At 68.0% G+C, this 16,172-nt stretch carries 16 protein-coding genes; 5 read left to right on the top strand and 11 right to left on the bottom strand.

What is annotated here, in order from left to right; translation table 11 throughout:
- Nucleotides 1-24: 24 nt before the first annotated feature.
- Nucleotides 25-1,734: a 3-ketosteroid-delta-1-dehydrogenase gene (locus tag G6N26_RS05320; RefSeq protein WP_083018661.1), complete on the bottom strand. Its 1,710-nt coding sequence runs from the start codon at nt 1,732-1,734 to the stop codon at nt 25-27.
- A 101-nt stretch (nt 1,735-1,835) separates the two neighbouring features.
- Between G6N26_RS05320 and G6N26_RS05315 the strand changes: the two genes are divergently transcribed.
- Genes G6N26_RS05315 through G6N26_RS05305 form a run of 3 tightly spaced genes read left to right on the top strand, consistent with a single transcriptional unit; the run spans nt 1,836 to nt 4,078 of the window.
- Entirely contained in the window at nt 1,836-2,969 is a 1,134-nt protein-coding gene (locus tag G6N26_RS05315; protein WP_083018659.1) for a Rieske 2Fe-2S domain-containing protein, read from the top strand.
- Nucleotides 2,969-3,256: a ferredoxin gene (locus G6N26_RS05310; protein ID WP_083018658.1), complete on the top strand. Its 288-nt coding sequence runs from the start codon at nt 2,969-2,971 to the stop codon at nt 3,254-3,256. Before G6N26_RS05315 ends, G6N26_RS05310 begins: the two co-directional genes overlap by 1 nt.
- A 9-nt stretch (nt 3,257-3,265) precedes the next feature.
- Nucleotides 3,266-4,078, top strand: coding sequence for an SDR family NAD(P)-dependent oxidoreductase (locus G6N26_RS05305; protein WP_083018655.1), 813 nt, complete (start codon nt 3,266-3,268; stop codon nt 4,076-4,078).
- Between the two features lie 13 nt (nt 4,079-4,091).
- Here G6N26_RS05305 and G6N26_RS05300 read toward each other — a convergent pair whose 3' ends face one another.
- From G6N26_RS05300 to G6N26_RS05265, 8 genes are all read right to left on the bottom strand, one after another.
- Nucleotides 4,092-4,874, bottom strand: coding sequence for an SDR family NAD(P)-dependent oxidoreductase (locus G6N26_RS05300; protein WP_083018682.1), 783 nt, complete (start codon nt 4,872-4,874; stop codon nt 4,092-4,094).
- A gap of 17 nt (nt 4,875-4,891) precedes the next feature.
- On the bottom strand, nt 4,892-5,968 hold the full coding sequence (locus G6N26_RS05295) for a hypothetical protein (protein WP_083018654.1): 1,077 nt from the start codon (nt 5,966-5,968) through the stop codon (nt 4,892-4,894).
- Nucleotides 5,969-6,014: 46 nt separating this feature from the next.
- Entirely contained in the window at nt 6,015-6,998 is a 984-nt protein-coding gene (locus G6N26_RS05290) for an alpha/beta hydrolase (protein WP_083018652.1), read from the bottom strand.
- A 12-nt stretch (nt 6,999-7,010) separates the two neighbouring features.
- Nucleotides 7,011-7,883, bottom strand: coding sequence for an SDR family NAD(P)-dependent oxidoreductase (locus tag G6N26_RS05285; RefSeq protein WP_083018649.1), 873 nt, complete (start codon nt 7,881-7,883; stop codon nt 7,011-7,013).
- Nucleotides 7,884-7,885: 2 nt separating this feature from the next.
- Nucleotides 7,886-8,374: a nuclear transport factor 2 family protein gene (locus G6N26_RS05280; protein WP_067173985.1), complete on the bottom strand. Its 489-nt coding sequence runs from the start codon at nt 8,372-8,374 to the stop codon at nt 7,886-7,888.
- A gap of 69 nt (nt 8,375-8,443) precedes the next feature.
- On the bottom strand, nt 8,444-9,469 hold the full coding sequence (locus G6N26_RS05275) for an acyl-CoA dehydrogenase family protein (protein ID WP_083018646.1): 1,026 nt from the start codon (nt 9,467-9,469) through the stop codon (nt 8,444-8,446).
- Nucleotides 9,466-10,605 (bottom strand): acyl-CoA dehydrogenase family protein, encoded by a 1,140-nt coding sequence (locus G6N26_RS05270; RefSeq protein WP_083018644.1) that lies wholly within the window; start codon nt 10,603-10,605, stop codon nt 9,466-9,468. Before G6N26_RS05270 ends, G6N26_RS05275 begins: the two co-directional genes overlap by 4 nt.
- Before the next feature lie 76 nt (nt 10,606-10,681).
- The gene (locus G6N26_RS05265) at nt 10,682-12,280 is read right to left on the bottom strand and encodes an acyl-CoA synthetase (RefSeq protein WP_179960293.1); all 1,599 of its coding nucleotides are present in this window, start codon (nt 12,278-12,280) and stop codon (nt 10,682-10,684) included.
- Between the two features lie 93 nt (nt 12,281-12,373).
- Here G6N26_RS05265 and G6N26_RS05260 point away from each other — a divergent pair, with 93 nt between their 5' ends.
- Together G6N26_RS05260 and G6N26_RS05255 are read left to right on the top strand one after the other, a co-directional pair.
- Nucleotides 12,374-14,314, top strand: a complete 1,941-nt coding sequence (locus tag G6N26_RS05260; RefSeq protein ID WP_083018642.1) for a flavin-containing monooxygenase — start codon at nt 12,374-12,376, stop codon at nt 14,312-14,314.
- A complete protein-coding gene (locus G6N26_RS05255; RefSeq protein ID WP_083018640.1) occupies nt 14,311-15,201 on the top strand; it encodes an SDR family NAD(P)-dependent oxidoreductase in 891 nt (296 codons plus the stop codon). The genes G6N26_RS05260 and G6N26_RS05255 overlap by 4 nt, the downstream gene beginning before the upstream one ends.
- Here G6N26_RS05255 and G6N26_RS05250 read toward each other — a convergent pair.
- Together G6N26_RS05250 and G6N26_RS05245 are read right to left on the bottom strand one after the other, a co-directional pair.
- A complete protein-coding gene (locus G6N26_RS05250) occupies nt 15,198-15,824 on the bottom strand; it encodes a Dabb family protein (RefSeq protein ID WP_083018637.1) in 627 nt (208 codons plus the stop codon). The genes G6N26_RS05255 and G6N26_RS05250 overlap by 4 nt on opposite strands.
- Nucleotides 15,817-16,164: a hypothetical protein gene (locus G6N26_RS05245; RefSeq protein ID WP_083018635.1), complete on the bottom strand. Its 348-nt coding sequence runs from the start codon at nt 16,162-16,164 to the stop codon at nt 15,817-15,819. Before G6N26_RS05245 ends, G6N26_RS05250 begins: the two co-directional genes overlap by 8 nt.
- Nucleotides 16,165-16,172 lie beyond the last annotated feature (8 nt).

Below are 16,172 nucleotides of genomic sequence, written 5' to 3'. Positions count from 1 at the left end.
TGCCACGGAAAACCTTTGACACCGCTAGGTCTGGTGGCGCCGACCCGCGTCCTGGGCCGCGATGTAGCCGTACACCAACCCCTGCGCGATCGTCGCGCCCGCACCCGGATACGTCGTGCCGAAGGCGTTCGCGGCGGTGTTGCCGATCGCATACAACCCGGCGATCACCCCGCCGTCCTCGCGCAGCACCCGAGCCCGCTCGTCGGTCTTCAGGCCACCGCAGGTGCCCAGGTCGGACAGCACCACCTTCACGGCGTAGAAAGGGCCCTTGACCAACGGACGCAGGTTCGGATTCGGCGCGATCGTCGGGTCGCCGTAATAGCGGTCGTACGCGCTGCGGCCGCGGCCGAAGTCGGGGTCCTCACCGACGGCGGCATGGTGGTTGAACCGCGTCATCGTCTCGAAGAACGCCGAGACCGGCACGCCGATCCGCGCGCCCAGGTCGGTGAGGTTGTCGGCCCGGGTCGCGATGCCGGCGTCGTACCAGGCCTGCGGCACACGCATGCGCGGAAACAGTTCGGCGCCAAAGACATAACTGTTGCGGTACTGCTGATCGAAAATGATCCACATCGCCTCGACCGGACTACCGGAGCGCTCCAGCTCGAGCACCCGCTGCCCGAACGTCATGTAATCGGTCGCTTCATTGGCGAACCTGCGCCCGTTCTGGCTCACGATCAGGCAGCCAGGCAACGAACGCTCGGCCAACATCACCGCGGGCGCCTTGCCGGGCAGTGGCGCGATAGCGGGGAACCACCACGCCTGATCCATCAAGTCGATGCCGGCGCCGATTTCCTGCCCGGCGCGGATGCCGTCGCCGGTGTTGGCCGCGGCGCCGAGGCTGAGATCGGCGCCCAGCGATTCCGATTGAAACTTCCACCGCATGTCCATGCTGTGGTCGAAACCGCCGGTGGCCAGGACGACGCCGCGCCGGGCGGTGATCGTCACCTCGCGGCCGCCGTGTTCGACGACGGCGCCGGTCACGCGTTCACCGTCGTCGGCGAGCCTTACGAGCGCGGTGTCGGTCCACAGGGGGATCCCGGCGCGCAGCACCCCGGTGAACAGCCCGGCCGCCAGGCCCTGGCCACCCGCCGCGTAACGCCGGCCCAGCATGCGGCCCGCCACGCCCTGTGCCAATCGCTTGCCGTACGTGGGAATGCCCTTGCGTGGCATCCGCGCGACGAGGTTCATCCAGCGGTAGTCCGCGCCCGTCGTCGGCATCGGAATACTGACCTCCATCAGGCCAGGCTCCAGCCGGGTGCGGTACTCGCCGAGGAGCGCGGTATCGAACGGGCGGCATTCGCAGGTGCGCCCGGCCGCGCTGCCGCCCGGTTCCTCGGGGTGGTAGTCCGAATAGTCGCGGGCCCAGAACAGCCGCAACGGCGTTGTGCGGCGCAGCATGTCCACCGTCGCCGACACGTGCGCCAGGAACGCGGCGGACCGCTGCGCGGGCGCCGACCCGGCGACCACCGAGTCCAGGTAGGCACCGGCGCGTTCGGCGGTGTCGCCGGCGGCGGCCTCCGCCAGCACCGGGCTGGCGGGCAGCCACAGCGCGCCGCCCGACCGGGCGGTCGAGCCGCCCACATACGACGATTTCTCCACGATCAACGCCGACAGCCCGGATTCGTGGGCGGCCAGCGCCGCGGCCATGCCGGTGCCGGAACCGACGACGAGCAGATCAACGGCGGTGTCGGCCACGGGAAGACCGGCAGGGATCGTCGTGCTGCGCGTCGTCACGCCCGAAACGGTATTCCGCGCCGGCGCGACAGCGGAAGAGCCGTCCTGATGAGTGGAACAACGCGGCCCACGCGCGAGCCCGGAGGAGTTGAATCGCGCCCATGACGTCGCAGACTGAGGCCGACGAGGTTCGGCTGATAGAGGCGCAGGCCGCGCCGACGCGGTTCGCCCGGGGCTGGCACTGCTTGGGACTGATCCGGGACTTCGCCGACGGCAAGCCCCACGCGATCAACGCATTCGGACAGAAGCTCGTCGTCTTCCGCAGCGGTGACGGCAGCATCAACGTACTCGACAGCTATTGCCGGCACATGGGGGGAGACCTGTCCCAGGGCGAGGTGAAGGGCGACGAGATCGCGTGCCCCTTCCACGACTGGCGCTGGGGCGGCGACGGCCGCTGCAAGCAGGTGCCCTACAGCCGTCGCACCCCCAAACTGGCGCGCACCCAAGCCTGGACGACGCTGCAGCAGGACGGGTTGCTGTTCGTGTGGAACGACCCCGAGCGCAAACCGCCGCCAGCGGAGGTCACGATCCCGCGCATCGAGGGCGCCACCAGCGACCGGTGGACCGACTGGCATTGGTACACCACCGTCGTGGGTAGTAACTGCCGCGAAATCATCGACAACGTCGTGGATATGGCGCACTTCTTCTACATTCACGGCTCGTTGCCCACGTACTTCAAGAACATCTTCGAGGGGCACGTGGCCACCCAATACATGAACGGTGGGAGCCGGCCGGACATGGGCGGCACCGGGTCGCAGATGCTGGGAACGACGTCGGTGGCGTCCTATTACGGTCCCTCGTTCATGGTCGACGACCTGACGTATCACTACGAGCATGGTGATGCCAACACGATCCTCATCAATTGCCACTACCCGATCGATGCGAATTCCTTTGTGCTGCAATATGGCATCATCGTGAAGAAGTCGGAGGTGATGCCCGACGACCAGGCGATGGCGACCGCGATCACCCTCGGCGACTACGTCAAGCTCGGCTTCGAGCAGGACGTCGAGATCTGGCGGCACAAGGCGCGCATCGACAACCCGCTCCTGGTCGAGGAGGACGGGCCGGTCTATCAACTGCGTCGCTGGTATCAGCAGTTCTATGTCGACGTCGCCGACGTGCAACCGGACATGGTGGATCGCTTCGAGTTCGAACTCGACACGACCCGGCCCTACGAAGCTTGGATGAAGGAGGTCGAGGCGAACCTCGCGGCCCAGGCGGCGGGTTCGGTGTGATGGCGCAGGACTGGTCCGCCAGGGCCGACAACCGGCTGGCCGACATGCCGATGGTCCCGATCACGTGCCGCGAGTGCGGTGCGCGGGTGTTGGCCCGCAAAAGCAGCTGGAACCAGACGAGTGTGCAGTGGAATGAGCGCGCTTCGGCGCGCTGTAGCGAGCGCCGTGAGGCCGAGCGCCTGGCTGCTCACCATCACGGGCCGTTCCTGGTGTGCGCGGCGTTGCGCGATTCCATCCAGGCCGCCGTGGCCACAGGGGAATTGGCGGTCGTCGACCCCCTAGGCTGACGTAGTCTGATTGGCGTGAGTGGTGCAGCGCGGGTCGCCGTCGTCACCGGAGCCAGCCGCGGCGCGGGACGTGGTATCGCGGCCGCGCTCGCCGCCCGCGACTGGCGGGTGTATGCGACGAGCCGCACCATCAGCGACGCTCCGCCCGGCGTCGTGCCCGTTCGTGTCGATCATGGTGACGACGGCGCCGTCAAGGGCTTGTTCGACCGCGTACACGATGAGTGCGGGCGCCTTGACCTTCTGGTCAACAACGCCGCGTCAATCTCCGATGCGCTGGTCAGCCCAAAGCCCTTCTGGGAGAAGCCACTCGAGCTGGCTGATGTGCTCGATGTGGGATTGCGGTCGTCCTACGTGGCGTCGTGGTGCGCCGCGCCGCTGCTCGTCGCCGCCGGCCGGGGTCTGATCGCGTTCACGTCGTCGCCGGGGTCGGTGTGCTACATGCACGGTCCCGCGTACGGCGCGCAGAAGGCCGGCGTCGACAAGATGGTCGCGGACATGGCCGTGGACTTCCGGGGCACCGGGGTCGCGACGGTGTCGATCTGGATGGGCATCCTGCTGACCGAAAAGCTGCGTGCCGCTTTCAGTGCGGATCCGGCGGCGTTGACGGCGACGGCCGAGCATGCCGAAACACCCGAATTCACTGGACATGTGATCGATGCGCTGTTCGGCGATGCGCGCTTGGCGGAGGTGAGCGGGCAGGCGCTGATCGGGGCGGAACTTGGCCAGCGTTACGGCATCGTCGACGAGGGCGGCCGCCGCCCGCCCTCGCACCGGGACATGCTCGGTTCTCCCCGGATGCCGAGCAGCGTCGTGGTGCGCTAGCCGGGGCCTGGCGTTAGGCGTGCGCGCCGCCGTCGACGCGAATCTCCGTTCCGGTGACAAACGCACCGTCATCGGAGGCCACCATGGCGATCACCGAGGCGACCGCGCTTGCGTCGCCGAGGATTTCGCTGTCCTGACCGTGCAGCAACGGAGTCTGCTTGGCCCACAGGCCCAGGTCATAGCCGTCGGGCATTTTCTCGAGCGTGCTGTTGGCCAGTGCCGTCGAGATCCCGCCCGGTTGGATGTTGACCGCGCGCAGTCCTTGCTTGGAGTACTCGAGCGCCAGCGAATGGGTGAAACTCAAGATGCCGCCCTTGCTGGCGGCATACGCAGCCATGTAGGGGTGGGCGAACGACGCAGCGGTGGAGGTGAAGTTTACGACGACACCGCGGCCGGATTCGAGCAGCGCCGGCAGCGCCTGACGCGTCATCAGAAAGGTGCCGGTCAGATTGACCGCCAGCGTCCTGTTCCAGTCGGCCAGCGTGGTCCGGTGAGTGTGCGAACACGTCTGCACGGCCGCAACATTGACGAGCACTTCGAGCCCGCCGAGGTCGCCGACCGCCGTGTCCACCGCGACAGTGACGGCGTCCTCGTCGGAGACGTCCAGGACGGCGGTGGTCAGCCGGTTGGCGGTGCCCGCGTCGTCGGCGGCGGCCACCGTGCGCGCCAACCCGTCCGCGGACACGTCGTAGGCCACGACCGTGGCCCCCTCGTCGAGCAGCCGGGCCACGGTGGCCTGCCCGATGCCCGAGCCGGCCCCGGTCACGATGACCCGTCGATCGGCGAAACGACCCACCGGCACACGCCTTTCCGTCACGTCAGTTGGAAGGCGCTGATCGGGGCTTCCGCCGGATAGGTGGCCGGGCCGCCCAGGTCGTAGGCCGCGTTGAGCGCGCTGATGAACGCCGCATCGTGCAGCGGTTCGCTCGGGATGTCGAGATTGATGCCCTTGCCCTTGAGGTCGTCGACCATGATGTCGATGGCCTTGTCGACGGTCAGGTCATCGGAGCCGTCCATGTTCTTTTTCAGCTCATCGAAGTCGGAGAACACCTCCGCCGACCAGTGCACCAGAAATCGGAGTTCGTCGGTGTGGTGGCGGGCGATCACGTCCTCGCCGTTTTTCAGCAGCCAATGCTCCCGGCTGGCCGGGTCTCCCGCGAACACGGTGTCGAACGCCAGCCCCGCCGGAACCTGTTGGTCCAGTGGGCCATTCGCCTCACCGCGGTGCACCATCATCTCGTTTTGCACCACCACACCGCGGTTGTTGATCGGCGGCAGGATGCGTTGCGGCGCCTTGAGCGGTCCGTGCGGCCAGTAGGTGAAGCCGCTGCCGGCGTCGAGGGAGAACCAGGTGATGACCTGCGCCATCTTGATCAGATAGTCGCGGAACAGACCGGATTTGCCCATGACGCTGGTCAACCACGTCGGGGCGTTATCGTGCCGCACGCCGCGGAAGCTCGGCGCATCCAAATGTCCCGGATCGCGGTTGGCGCACGGGCCGTTGATGTTGAACAGCATCATCTCGGGCTTGGCGTATTCGGCGTTCCAGTAGTCCTTAGCCAGCTGCAGGAAGCGTTCGTTGTAGAAGCAGTCGTGCAGCTGCGGGTAGAGCACCGCACCGTAGTTGGCGAGGTAGCCGCGGAAAGTCGGGGTCAGGAACAGATCCAGCGAGGGGCTGAACCCCTCGGGGAACATGCCGCTCATCGTCGCCATCAACTCGTCGGCGGACGCGAAGTGCTGGGCGATGATCAGCTTCCAGGGGCCCTCGGCGTGCACCACGTCGAGGAGGCGCTCGCGCTGGTCGTCGGTGTAGACGTCGTCGATTTCGCGGGGCGGCGCGGCCGGCCGCAGTACGTCGGAAAGCTCCATCCGGCGCTCGTCGGTGAGCATCAGCGGTCTCCTTTGTCAGTTCACGGTTGGTTGATTGTGCGCAGCGTCACCGCGAGACGGTCGACGGCTGTCCAGTGATCGGGACGTCAAACCGAAGCGGGTGGGCGAACTTGGCGCGCAGCAGCGCCCCGATTTCCGCGACGGCCAGCCGGCCTCGGGCGGTGGCGTCGGAGCGCATCAGAAAGCCGTGGTACATCCCGGGATAGCGGGTGACGGTGGTCTGCACACCGGCGTTGCGCAGCCGGTCGGCGTAGCGCTCACCCCAGTCCCTGATCGGGTCGCAGCTCCCGGTGACGACGATCGCCGGCGGCAGGCCCGACAGATCGGTCGCGTACGCCGGGACCAGATACGGATCGGTGGGCGCTCCGGCGTCGCCGTCGGCCAGCGCGTGCATGTACTCGATGTCGTCGCGGGTGAGCAGCGGCGCGTCGGGCATCGCGGCGATCGAGGCCACGGACATGTCGCGGTCCAGGCCGGGATACAGCAGCACCTGCGCAAAGATGGCCGGTCCGTGACGATCTCGGGCCGCGAGAGCCACCGCCGCCGCCAGGGCGCCCCCGGCGCTGTCGCCGACCACCGCGAGCCGCTCGGCGTCGACGCCCAATTCGCCGGCGTTTCGCGACACCCATTCGGTGGCGGCATAGGCATCGTCGAACTGCGCGGGCGGCGACGACTCCGGGGCGAGCCGGTAGTCGACGGCCACGACGGTGGCCGCCGACGCCGCGGCGAGCTCACGCGCCAGTGGCTCGAACGAGCGGTTGGATCCCATCACCAGCCCGCCACCGTGGAGATAGACCAGCACCGGCGCATCGGCATCCGTTGTCGGACAATAAATCCGGACCGGCACGTCGCTACCGGCGCTGGGGACAAGCGACTCGGTGACGCCGGCCATCTCGGGCATGTCCTGCGGCAGCGGCGCGGATTCGAGTCCGGCGCGTACCGCGGCCAAACCCCGTTGCCGCATCGGGGCGATCGCACCGAACGAGGCGATCCGGGCGGCCGCGTCGGGATCCATTGCGTACGAAGTCACGTCGTCGTCACATCAATCCGGTGCGGACTCGAACCGCGTCTCGGTGCGCAAGCGTGGGTGTCGTTGCGCGGTCAACACATCCGCTCGCTCGGTCATCGCCGCGCCGACGCTGTCCGGGTGGGTGTGCAGATAGAAGCGGCCCTCGGCGGACTGCCCGAAGATCCGCTCGGCGGCGTCCAGCGGATCCATGGACGCGGCCTTGATGCCGAGCATCGTCGAACGGTGGGATTCGGCGGCGCCGGCGTCGCCGGCCGCGGCCGGGTCCACGCCGCCGGCCGACTCGAAGATGTTGGAGCGCACTGGCCCGGGCAGCACGGCCTGGACATGAATGTGATGGTCGTGGCCCGTGGCCTGCACCTCGAGGTGCAAACATTCGGTCAGCGCCAACACCGCGTGCTTACTCACGATGTAGGGCGCCTGCAACGGGATGGCCACCACCGCGCCCACCGACGCGATGTTCCACACCCACGCCCGCTCGCCGGTGGCCATCATCTGCGGCAGGAAGGCCCGCACGCCGTAAAAGACGCCGCTGACGTTGACGTCCATCACGCGTCGCCAGTTGGCCACCGGGGTGTCCCATAGGTACCCGAACTGTTCGATCCCCGCGTTGTTCACCAGCAGGCGCACGGGGCCGACGTCGCGGTAGGCACGGTCGGCGAGGTCCTGCACGGCATCGGGGTCTCGCACGTCGCAGGCGACGTCGTGCGCCACGCCGCCGGCCGCGGACAGCTCGTCGCGTAGCGCCGCGATGGCACCCTCGTCGATGTCGGCCAGCACGACCGTCATGCCCAACCGTGCGGCGTGGCGGGCCAGCCCGGCGCCGATGCCGGATCCGGCGCCGGTGATGACCGCGACGCCGCCGCCGAAGATGTCCCGAGCGTCCATGGCTATGCGCCGGTGCCGCTTTCGGCGTGCAGTTCCGAGAGCAGAACCGAGTTGGTGGCGTCGAGGATCACGTCCATCTCGGTGAACTCCAGGCCGTTGGCCCCGCGCCGGACGCCGACGTTGACCACCCCGCTGGACACCGCGAACGGTACGAAGTTGGCGATCTGGTTGACGAAGATGTAGAAGCGCGCGCGGGTGATGCCGTCGTCAGAGGCGTCGGCGCCGGTGCGGTGCACGTTGGTGGCGTGGTGCCGCAACGGGTAGGGGCTTTGCTTGCGGTGCTCGGACAGCCATTCCATCACCGCGCCGCGGCCCTTGAGCTCCGGGGACATCAGTTCTTCGAATGGGCTTGCGCCGGAGTCGCTTCGGGTCAGGTAACGGACGTCCTCGGCGTAACTGTTGGCCAATTCGTCGTAGTGGGCCTCGTCGTAGTGGTACCAGAAGGACGCGATGAACTCCTGCAATTCCGGCAGCGTGAGGTCAGTGCTCATGGGCACAGTCAACTCGGTGGTGGTCCCGCTAACACCGCGGATGCCCGGTCAGTGGAACACGGTGTGGACTCAGCCGGTGATCAGGTCCCACAGGGCTCCGGCGCTCGCGTGCATCGCCGCGTCGGTGACCCGCTCGTCCCAATACCGCACCGAGCCGAACTCCGAGCGCCACGCCAGCGCCGCGCGGGTGAACTCGTGCAATCGGTGCTCCCAGGTGGTGCCGATCGCGCCGTGCACTTGATGGGCGCTGCGCACCACCACCGAGGCCGCGTGGCCGGCGCACGAACGCGCCACCGCCACAAGGAACTCCAAGTTGGGCGCCGACCATTGACTGATGACCCCGGCGTGCAGTGCGGCCTCGGTCGCCGCCCGGGCGAGCGCGGCCTCGGCGGCGATATCGGAGATCAAGTTCTGTACGGCCTGGAACTTGGACAGCGGGCGGCCGAACTGAACCCGCGCGGCCGCGTGGTCGATGCACAGCGCCAGGATCCGATCCAGGGCGGCGGTCACTTGGATGGATCGCACCAGGGCGGCTTTCAGCCGTAGCTGGGTGAGCGGCGCCGCGGTGACCGGGACGCCGTGCAGGGCCGCAGGCTCCGCGGACACCGTGTCGCGCGGCTCGCCGATCAGGTTGCGGCCCGGCGTGATCGTGAGCTGCTCGGTGGCGACGTCGGCGACCCGGTGCCCGCCCTCGGCTCGCCACACGACCGCGATCCGGTCGGCGGAAGCGGCCCACGGCACGTCCGTCGCGGTGCCCTGCTTGTCGAGCACGCACACCGTCCGCACCGCGTCGCCCGCGGGGACGCCGCTGGTTTCCAGCAGCCAGCAGGCCAATAAGTCGTGCTCGGCCAACGGGATTCGCACCCCGTGGCCGACGGCCGTGGCGACGAGTTCGGCGGCTTCGTACCAGGTCGCCCCGCTGCCGCCGTGCTGTTCCGCACCGGTCAAGCGCACCAGCCCGAGTTCGTGAAGGTGGCGCCAGAGGGCGCTGTCGCGCTCGATCGTCGCCGCGGGCGGGTGGGTTTCGCGGTAATCGGCGAAAACCGCGTTCATCATTTCGACGAGGGCGCCGTCAACGGAGGGCCCGGTGCTCATCGCATGCCCAACCCGCGCGCGAGCACGCCACGCAGGACCTCATTGGTGCCGCCGCGCAGCGTGAAGCCGGGCCGCTGATCGATGGCCGCATACCTCAGGTCCGAGAAGGCCGAGTCTGGGGAGTCCTGCTGGTCGGCGAATTCGGCGATGTCGCCTTCGGTGGTGGTGCCGAGCACCTTGACGACCGCGGCCGGGAGGTCCGCGGGTTCGTGCCGTTCGAGCGCGCCGGCCACCGCGGTGGACATCTGATGTAAGCCGGCGATGCGCGCGACCAGGCGGCCCAGCGTGGGGTCGCGGGGGATGGTGTTCGCCGCCATGCGATCGGCGCAGGCCGCCAACAGCACGAACGTGGACAGGAACCGCTCGGGCCCGCTGCGTTCGAACGCGAGCTCGGACGTCACCTGCTGCCAGCCGTTGCCGATGTCGCCGAAGACCATGGCGTCGGGGACGAACGCCGAATCCAGGATCACCTCGTTGAAGTGGTGGGCGCCGTTCATCGACACAATCGGCCGGATCTCGATGCCGGGGCCACGCAGGTCGACGATGAACTGGCTCAGTCCGGCGTGCCGGTTCGCCGGGTCGACCGGCGCGGTGCGGGCCAGGGCGATGAACGCGTGTGCGAGGTGGGCGCCCGACGTCCACACCTTGGTGCCGGTCAGCGACCAGCCCCCGTCGGCGCGGGTGGCGCGGGTGTGCACGCTGGCCAGATCTGAGCCCGAGTCCGGCTCGCTCATCCCGATGCCGAAGAAGCATTCCCCGCGCACGATTCGCGGCAGGAATTCCGACTTCTGGTGTTCCGTACCGTATTTGAGGAGCGAGGGCACGATCTGGCGATCGGCGATCCAGTGCGCCGCCACGGGCGCCCCAGCGGCCAGGAGTTCCTCGGTGACGACGAACCGTTCCAGGAATGAGCGCCCGTGGCCACCATATTCGGGCGGCACCGTCATGCCCAGCCAGCCGCGGGCCGCGAGGGCGGCGGTGAAGTTTTCGTCCCAGCCCGTCAGCCAGGCGTCGACCGACGGGGTGAACGCGCCGGCGGCCAACTGGTCGGCAAGAAAATCGCGCACCTCGTTGCGCAACTCCTCGGTCGCCGCGGCGTCGACACTGGCGGGCGGCACCAAACGGGGGAGTGCCATCAGCGCGTCCTCGGGGTGGCGGTATCAAGAGGTGAGCTCATGCCGGCAACTCTAGTGAGCGCTGCTTGGTTCGAGATCAACTGAAGGCGTGCTGTTGGAGACTGAAACGCTCGCGCAGTACCCGCTTGAGCAGTTTTCCGCTGGGGTTCTTCGGCAGGGCGTCCACGAAGATGACGCGTTTGGGGGTCTTGAATCCGGCCAGGTGCTCGCGGCAGTGAGCGAGCAGGTCGTCCTCGGTGAGAACGGCGCCGTCGCGCGGGACGACGGCGGCCACCACCGCCTCCACCCACACCGGATGGGGCACGCCGAACACGGCGACTTCTTCAACACCGTTGTGGCGGTAGATGACTTCCTCCACTTCCCGGCTGGCCACGTTCTCGCCACCGGTCTTGATCATGTCCTTCTTGCGGTCGATGACGTGCAGCAGTCCGTGTTCGTCGAAGTAGCCCAGGTCGCCTGAGTGGAACCAGCCGCCCTTGAACGCCGCCGCGGTGCGCTCCGAATCGTCGAGGTAGCCCAGCGCCAAATGCGGGCTGCGGTGGGCGATCTCGCCGACCACGCCGGCGGCGACGGGGATGTCGTCGTCATCGAGGATGGTGGTTTCCACGTTGAGCACCGGCCTGCCGGCCGAACCGCCGTGCGCGTCCTGCTCGTCGGGTCCCAGGGCGGAGGCCAGCGGCGCCATCTCGGTCTGTCCGTAGAAGTTCCACAGCCGCAGGTGCGGCAGCCGCTCGCGGATCTCGTGCAGGATTTCCACCGGCATTGCCGAGGCGCCGTAATAGCCCTTGCGCAGGCTGGACAAATCCACCTGATCGAACAGCGGTGAGCGCAGTAGCGAGATCCACACCGTCGGGGGAGCGAAATAGTTGGTGACGCGGTAGCGCTCGATCGTGCGCAGGACGGCTTCGGGCTCGGGCCGCGGCAGGATGATGCTCGTGGCGCCGAGGTAGAGGTCGGTGGCCAGGAAGTTGTCCAGCTGCGCGCAGTGATACAGCGGCAGCGAATGGATCTCGACGTCGTCGTGCGACATCTCGCCGGCGACAATCGTGCTGACGTACTGCCACATCAGGCTACGGCTGGTGTGGATGACGGCCTTGGGACGGGATTCGGTTCCGCTGGTGTACATCAGCCGCACCGGCTGGTCGTCGTCGATGAGCGGGCAGGGCGCCGGTGAGTCGGTGGTCAGCCATCCGGCGAAATCGGCCCACCCGGGTACGCCCTGGTGTCCCCTCGGCACCAGGGCGACTTTGGTCCTGACCACGCCGCCGCGCCGCATCGCTTCTTCGGCCGTGGTGGTCAGATCCGCCTCGACGACGACGCCGCCGACCCGACTGTGGTCGAGGATGTAAGCGATCTCCTCGGGGGTCAGCATGAAGTTGATCGGCACCAAGACCACTCCGGCGCGCGCCGTCGCGAAGGCCAGCACGGCGTACTGCCAGCAGTTGCGTGACAAGAGTCCTAATCGGCCGCCGGGTCCAAAACCGCTGTCGTGCAACGCTGCCGCGGCCCGGTCTACCAAACTGTCGAATTCGGCGAATGTCAGCACGACATCGTCGTCGATGATCGCGATCTTGTCCGGATGCCGGCGGGCCGATAGCCGGGGAATATCGCCGAGCCCGTGGCGACGCGCCCGTTCGATCATGACGTCGAGGTCATCGGACTGCATGCCGGTCACGGTAAGCGCCAACGCCGGTTTGCGGGTCGTCCGCGTCCCGCTGAGTAGACAAGACCCTGCCCATGGCCGCGGATCGCCCCGATACTCGGTGCCATGAGCACTGGCGTCCCCGTCACAACGACCGAAACCGGCGGATGGGCGGGTGCGGATCCCCACGACGTCGACGAACTGCGGGCCAATCTGCGCCAAGCCGATCCCGGGGTCCTCGTCGCCGTACTCGCGCAGCTGACCGGGGATCCGGCCGTCGCCGAACGGTTCGCCTCGAAAATCACGCATGTGCCCGACCCGCCGGAGCAGGCCGGCGTCACCGACGCGGAGACCGCCGGGCAGCTCATCGAGGAGATCGTCACGGCGCTGCGGGAGCCGCGCCGGGCGGACGCGGTGCCCGCCGACGACCGCGACCTGTTCGCCCGCATCGCCCCCATCGCACTCGGTGGAGAGGTCGCCCCCGAGTACCTCGGACTGCTCCTCGAACAGGGCGGGTTCCAGCCCGCACAGCCGGTACTACCGCGCACCGCAAAACTTCCCGCCGACTTCCGGGTTGTCATCATCGGCGCCGGCATCGCCGGGATCACCGCGGCGCTCGCGTGCGCGGACGCCGGCATCGATTATCGGATCATCGAACGCAACGACGAGGTCGGCGGCACCTGGTACACCACCACCTATCCCGGCATCGGGGTGGACACACCCTCGGCGTACTACTCGTTGTCGCGCGACATCAACGGCGACTGGTCGAGCTACTACCCGCAGGGAGCGGAATACCAGGCCTACCTGGTGTCGGTGGCGAATAAGAACGACCTGCGCGGGCACACCCGGTTCGGTACTGCCGTCGAAGCGTTGTGGTGGGACGAGGGGCGCCAGCAGTGGCAGATCCACTCTGTCGGCCCGGACGGAACCCGCGACGTCGGCTACGCGAACGTGGTGATCCCGGCCGCCGGGTACCTCAACCGGCCCCGCTGGCCGGATCTGCCTGGCCGCGAGACGTTCTCGGGAACCTCCATTCACTCCGCGCAGTGGGATCCGAAGCTGGATCTCTCGGGTAAGAGGGTCGCGATCATCGGCGCGGGCTGCACCGCGGTCCAGATCGTCGACGCCTGCGTGGACCAGGTCGCACACATGACGGTCTTTCAGCGCCAGCCGCACTGGGTCGCACCGCGGCGCCGCGCATCCGACGATGTTCCGGCCTACCGACGGTGGCTGGGCACCCGGTTGCCGTATTACGCCAATTGGATTCGGCTCAAATCCTATTGGGGGACCTCGGACAACAACTATCCGGTGATCCTGCATGACGAGCAGTGGGCGGCCGAGCATCTGTCGATCTCGCCGGCTAACGACGTGCTGCTGCAGATGTGCCTCGATTACATCGATCGCGTGTTCGGCGCGGGCAGCGAGCTGGCCCGCAAGATCACGCCCGACTTCGCGCCCTACGGCAAGCGGATCATCCGCGATCCCGGCGGCTACTACGCGGCGCTGGCTCGCGAACACGTGGACGTCGAGGCCGGCGAACCGGCGCGGGTCAACGAGGCCGGCATCGTGACGGCCGACGGCAGGCAACTCGACCTCGACGTCATCGTCTACGCGACCGGCTACTACCTGGATTTCCTGTCCACCGTGGATATTCGGGGCCGCGACGGCAGGAAATTGATCGAGGAATGGGGTGACTCGCCCCGGGCCTACCGCGGCGGGATGGTGCCGGGATTCCCGAACCTGTTCATCTCCTCGGCGCCCAACTACAGCCCGGGTCACGGCGCGGGGCACAACTTCGGCGTCGAGGTGATGGTGCACTACGTGATGGAATGCCTGCAGTTGATGGCGCTGCGCGAGGCCACCACCCTGGAGGTGACGCAGCGCGCGTACGAGGACTACGTCGCCCGCATCGATGAGACCATGGCCGGCACCGTGTGGCGCCACACGCCGTCGGCCCACACCTACTACCGCTCGGGCGGCCGGATCGTGATCTCCTTCCCGTACCGCCTCGTCGACTTCTGGCACGACCACCGCGCCCCGGCCGAAGAGGATCTCGAGCTTCGATGAGCGACGGGTTGCTCAGCGGCAAAACGGCTTTGGTCACCGGCAGCAGCCGGGGCATCGGCCGGGCCATCGCGCGGCGGCTGGCTGCCGAGGGCGCCACGGTGGCGGTCACGGCACGATCGCAGACACCCTCGTTGTCGACGCGCGCCGGAACGACCAGCGCCCTGCCCGGCACCATCGGCGAAACGGTGGAGCTGATCGAGGCCGCCGGCGGCTCGGCGTTCGGCATTGCGAGTGACCTGGAGGATGCGCGGCAGCGCGACGGTTTGGTCGACGCGGTCTTGGAGTGCACGGGACGCATCGACATCCTGGTCAACAACGCCGGTTTCGCCGATTACTCATTGGTCGAGGACATGAGTGTGGAAACGTTCGACCGCACCGTGGAGCACTACCTGCGGGTCCCGTTCGTGTTGACGAAATCGGCTGTGCCGCACATGCGTAACCAAGGCGCCGGCTGGATTGTCAACATCGGTTCGGTCACGGGCGTGGCCCCGGCCCGGCCCTACCGGGAATACAACAAGACCTCCGGCGATGTGATCTACGCGTCCATGAAGGCGGCGTTGCACCGGTTCACCCAGGGTGTGGCCGCCGAGTTGCTCGACGCCAACATCGCGGTGAATTGCGTCGGGCCGTCGACGGCGGTCCGCACGCCCGGTGCCGCGCAACTGATTCCGGATTCATTCCCGACCGAGCCGGTAGAATATCTGGCCGAGACCGTGCTGGCGATGTGTCATGTGCCCGCCGAGCAGCGCACGGGACTGGTCGCCTTCAGCCTGCACTACCCGTGGTCGCAGCGATTGCCGGTGCACAGCCTGGACGGCAGCGAAGTGCTGCCCCCGCTGGCACCGCCGGCGACGGCTAACCCCAACATTTTGCCCGCGGGCGTCTAGCTCAGCACCGGGTCGGCGATGGCGCAGAAGCTGTGGCACACCCGGTCGCGGATGATCACGTCGGTGGTCTCCGGGTCGAACCAGCGGTCCACCACCGCCCAATGGACGGGGTGCATCAGGTAGGGTCCCATCAGCGCCTCGACGTCGGCGAACTCCTGCTCGAATACGTGTGTCCACGAGGAGGTTCCGACCGCCGCGGACACCCGGCTCAGCTGCCAGGCACGGATCGTCGGTAGATAGCGCGGCATCGAACACAGCTCGCGCTCGAACCGGGCGACGGTGGTCTCGGGTGTGTCGGGTTGCACGCGCAGCAGGAGCGCCCGGTAAACGGTGCCGGATTTCTCACCGCAGCGGATGGGCGTGCCCACGTAGCCGGCGCCGTTGACCCGCCCCACCGAGGGGTCCGCCAGCACGACCGCGAGATCATCTGCCGCGCGGTCACATTGGTCCTGGGCCGCGAACCGCACATGCACCAGGAGGTCGCCCCCGTTGCGCGATCCGGGCAGCGTCGGCTGCACGACCCCGCTCAGCGGCGCCGCCGCACCCACGGCACCGCGCAGTTCGTCGAGAAGCCGGTCGCGATCGGCCTCGGCGACGTCGATCAGCCGCGTGAGGTTATACATCGCACAGCCCGTCCACGTCGTCGGCGCTCGCGGCGAAGGACCGGGACCGCTCGACCACCAATTCGTCGATCCGCGACCACCATTCGCCCAGCGTCGGGTCCGGCCGGCCCTTCCAGGTCATCTCCCACCACGCCCGGGTGCTGGGCAGTCTCCAGGTCGCCGTGACGACGTTGCTGTCATCCTCGAACCAGATCGGTGGGCTCACCAGGATGTCGCGCAACGTCATGCCCCGTTCGCGCGCGCCGGGGGCGTATTCGGCGAGGTAGGCCTCGACGAATCGGCGAGCACACCCGGGTTGGGTGACCACCCGGTCGATCACGAAGACTGCGCCGTCGGCCATGCGCCGAC

Origin of the sequence: Mycobacterium marseillense, from assembly GCF_010731675.1 — a bacterium.
Lineage (GTDB): Bacteria > Actinomycetota > Actinomycetes > Mycobacteriales > Mycobacteriaceae > Mycobacterium > Mycobacterium marseillense.
This window is presented reverse-complemented; position numbering and strand designations above follow the sequence as displayed.

Excerpts from the sequence above, each read along its gene's own strand:
- G6N26_RS05315 (WP_083018659.1), top strand. The coding sequence starts at position 1,836 with ATGACGTCGCAGACTGAGGCCGACGAGGTTCGGCTGATAGAGGCGCAG.
- G6N26_RS05310 (WP_083018658.1), top strand. The coding sequence starts at position 2,969 with ATGGCGCAGGACTGGTCCGCCAGGGCCGACAACCGGCTGGCCGACATG.
- G6N26_RS05295 (WP_083018654.1), bottom strand. The coding sequence starts at position 5,968 with ATGCTCACCGACGAGCGCCGGATGGAGCTTTCCGACGTACTGCGGCCG.
- G6N26_RS05285 (WP_083018649.1), bottom strand. The coding sequence starts at position 7,883 with ATGGACGCTCGGGACATCTTCGGCGGCGGCGTCGCGGTCATCACCGGC.
- G6N26_RS05280 (WP_067173985.1), bottom strand. The coding sequence starts at position 8,374 with ATGAGCACTGACCTCACGCTGCCGGAATTGCAGGAGTTCATCGCGTCC.
- G6N26_RS05275 (WP_083018646.1), bottom strand. The coding sequence starts at position 9,469 with ATGAGCACCGGGCCCTCCGTTGACGGCGCCCTCGTCGAAATGATGAAC.
- G6N26_RS05270 (WP_083018644.1), bottom strand. The coding sequence starts at position 10,605 with ATGGCACTCCCCCGTTTGGTGCCGCCCGCCAGTGTCGACGCCGCGGCG.
- G6N26_RS05260 (WP_083018642.1), top strand. The coding sequence starts at position 12,374 with ATGAGCACTGGCGTCCCCGTCACAACGACCGAAACCGGCGGATGGGCG.
- G6N26_RS05255 (WP_083018640.1), top strand. The coding sequence starts at position 14,311 with ATGAGCGACGGGTTGCTCAGCGGCAAAACGGCTTTGGTCACCGGCAGC.
- G6N26_RS05250 (WP_083018637.1), bottom strand. The coding sequence starts at position 15,824 with ATGTATAACCTCACGCGGCTGATCGACGTCGCCGAGGCCGATCGCGAC.
- G6N26_RS05245 (WP_083018635.1), bottom strand. The coding sequence starts at position 16,164 with ATGGCCGACGGCGCAGTCTTCGTGATCGACCGGGTGGTCACCCAACCC.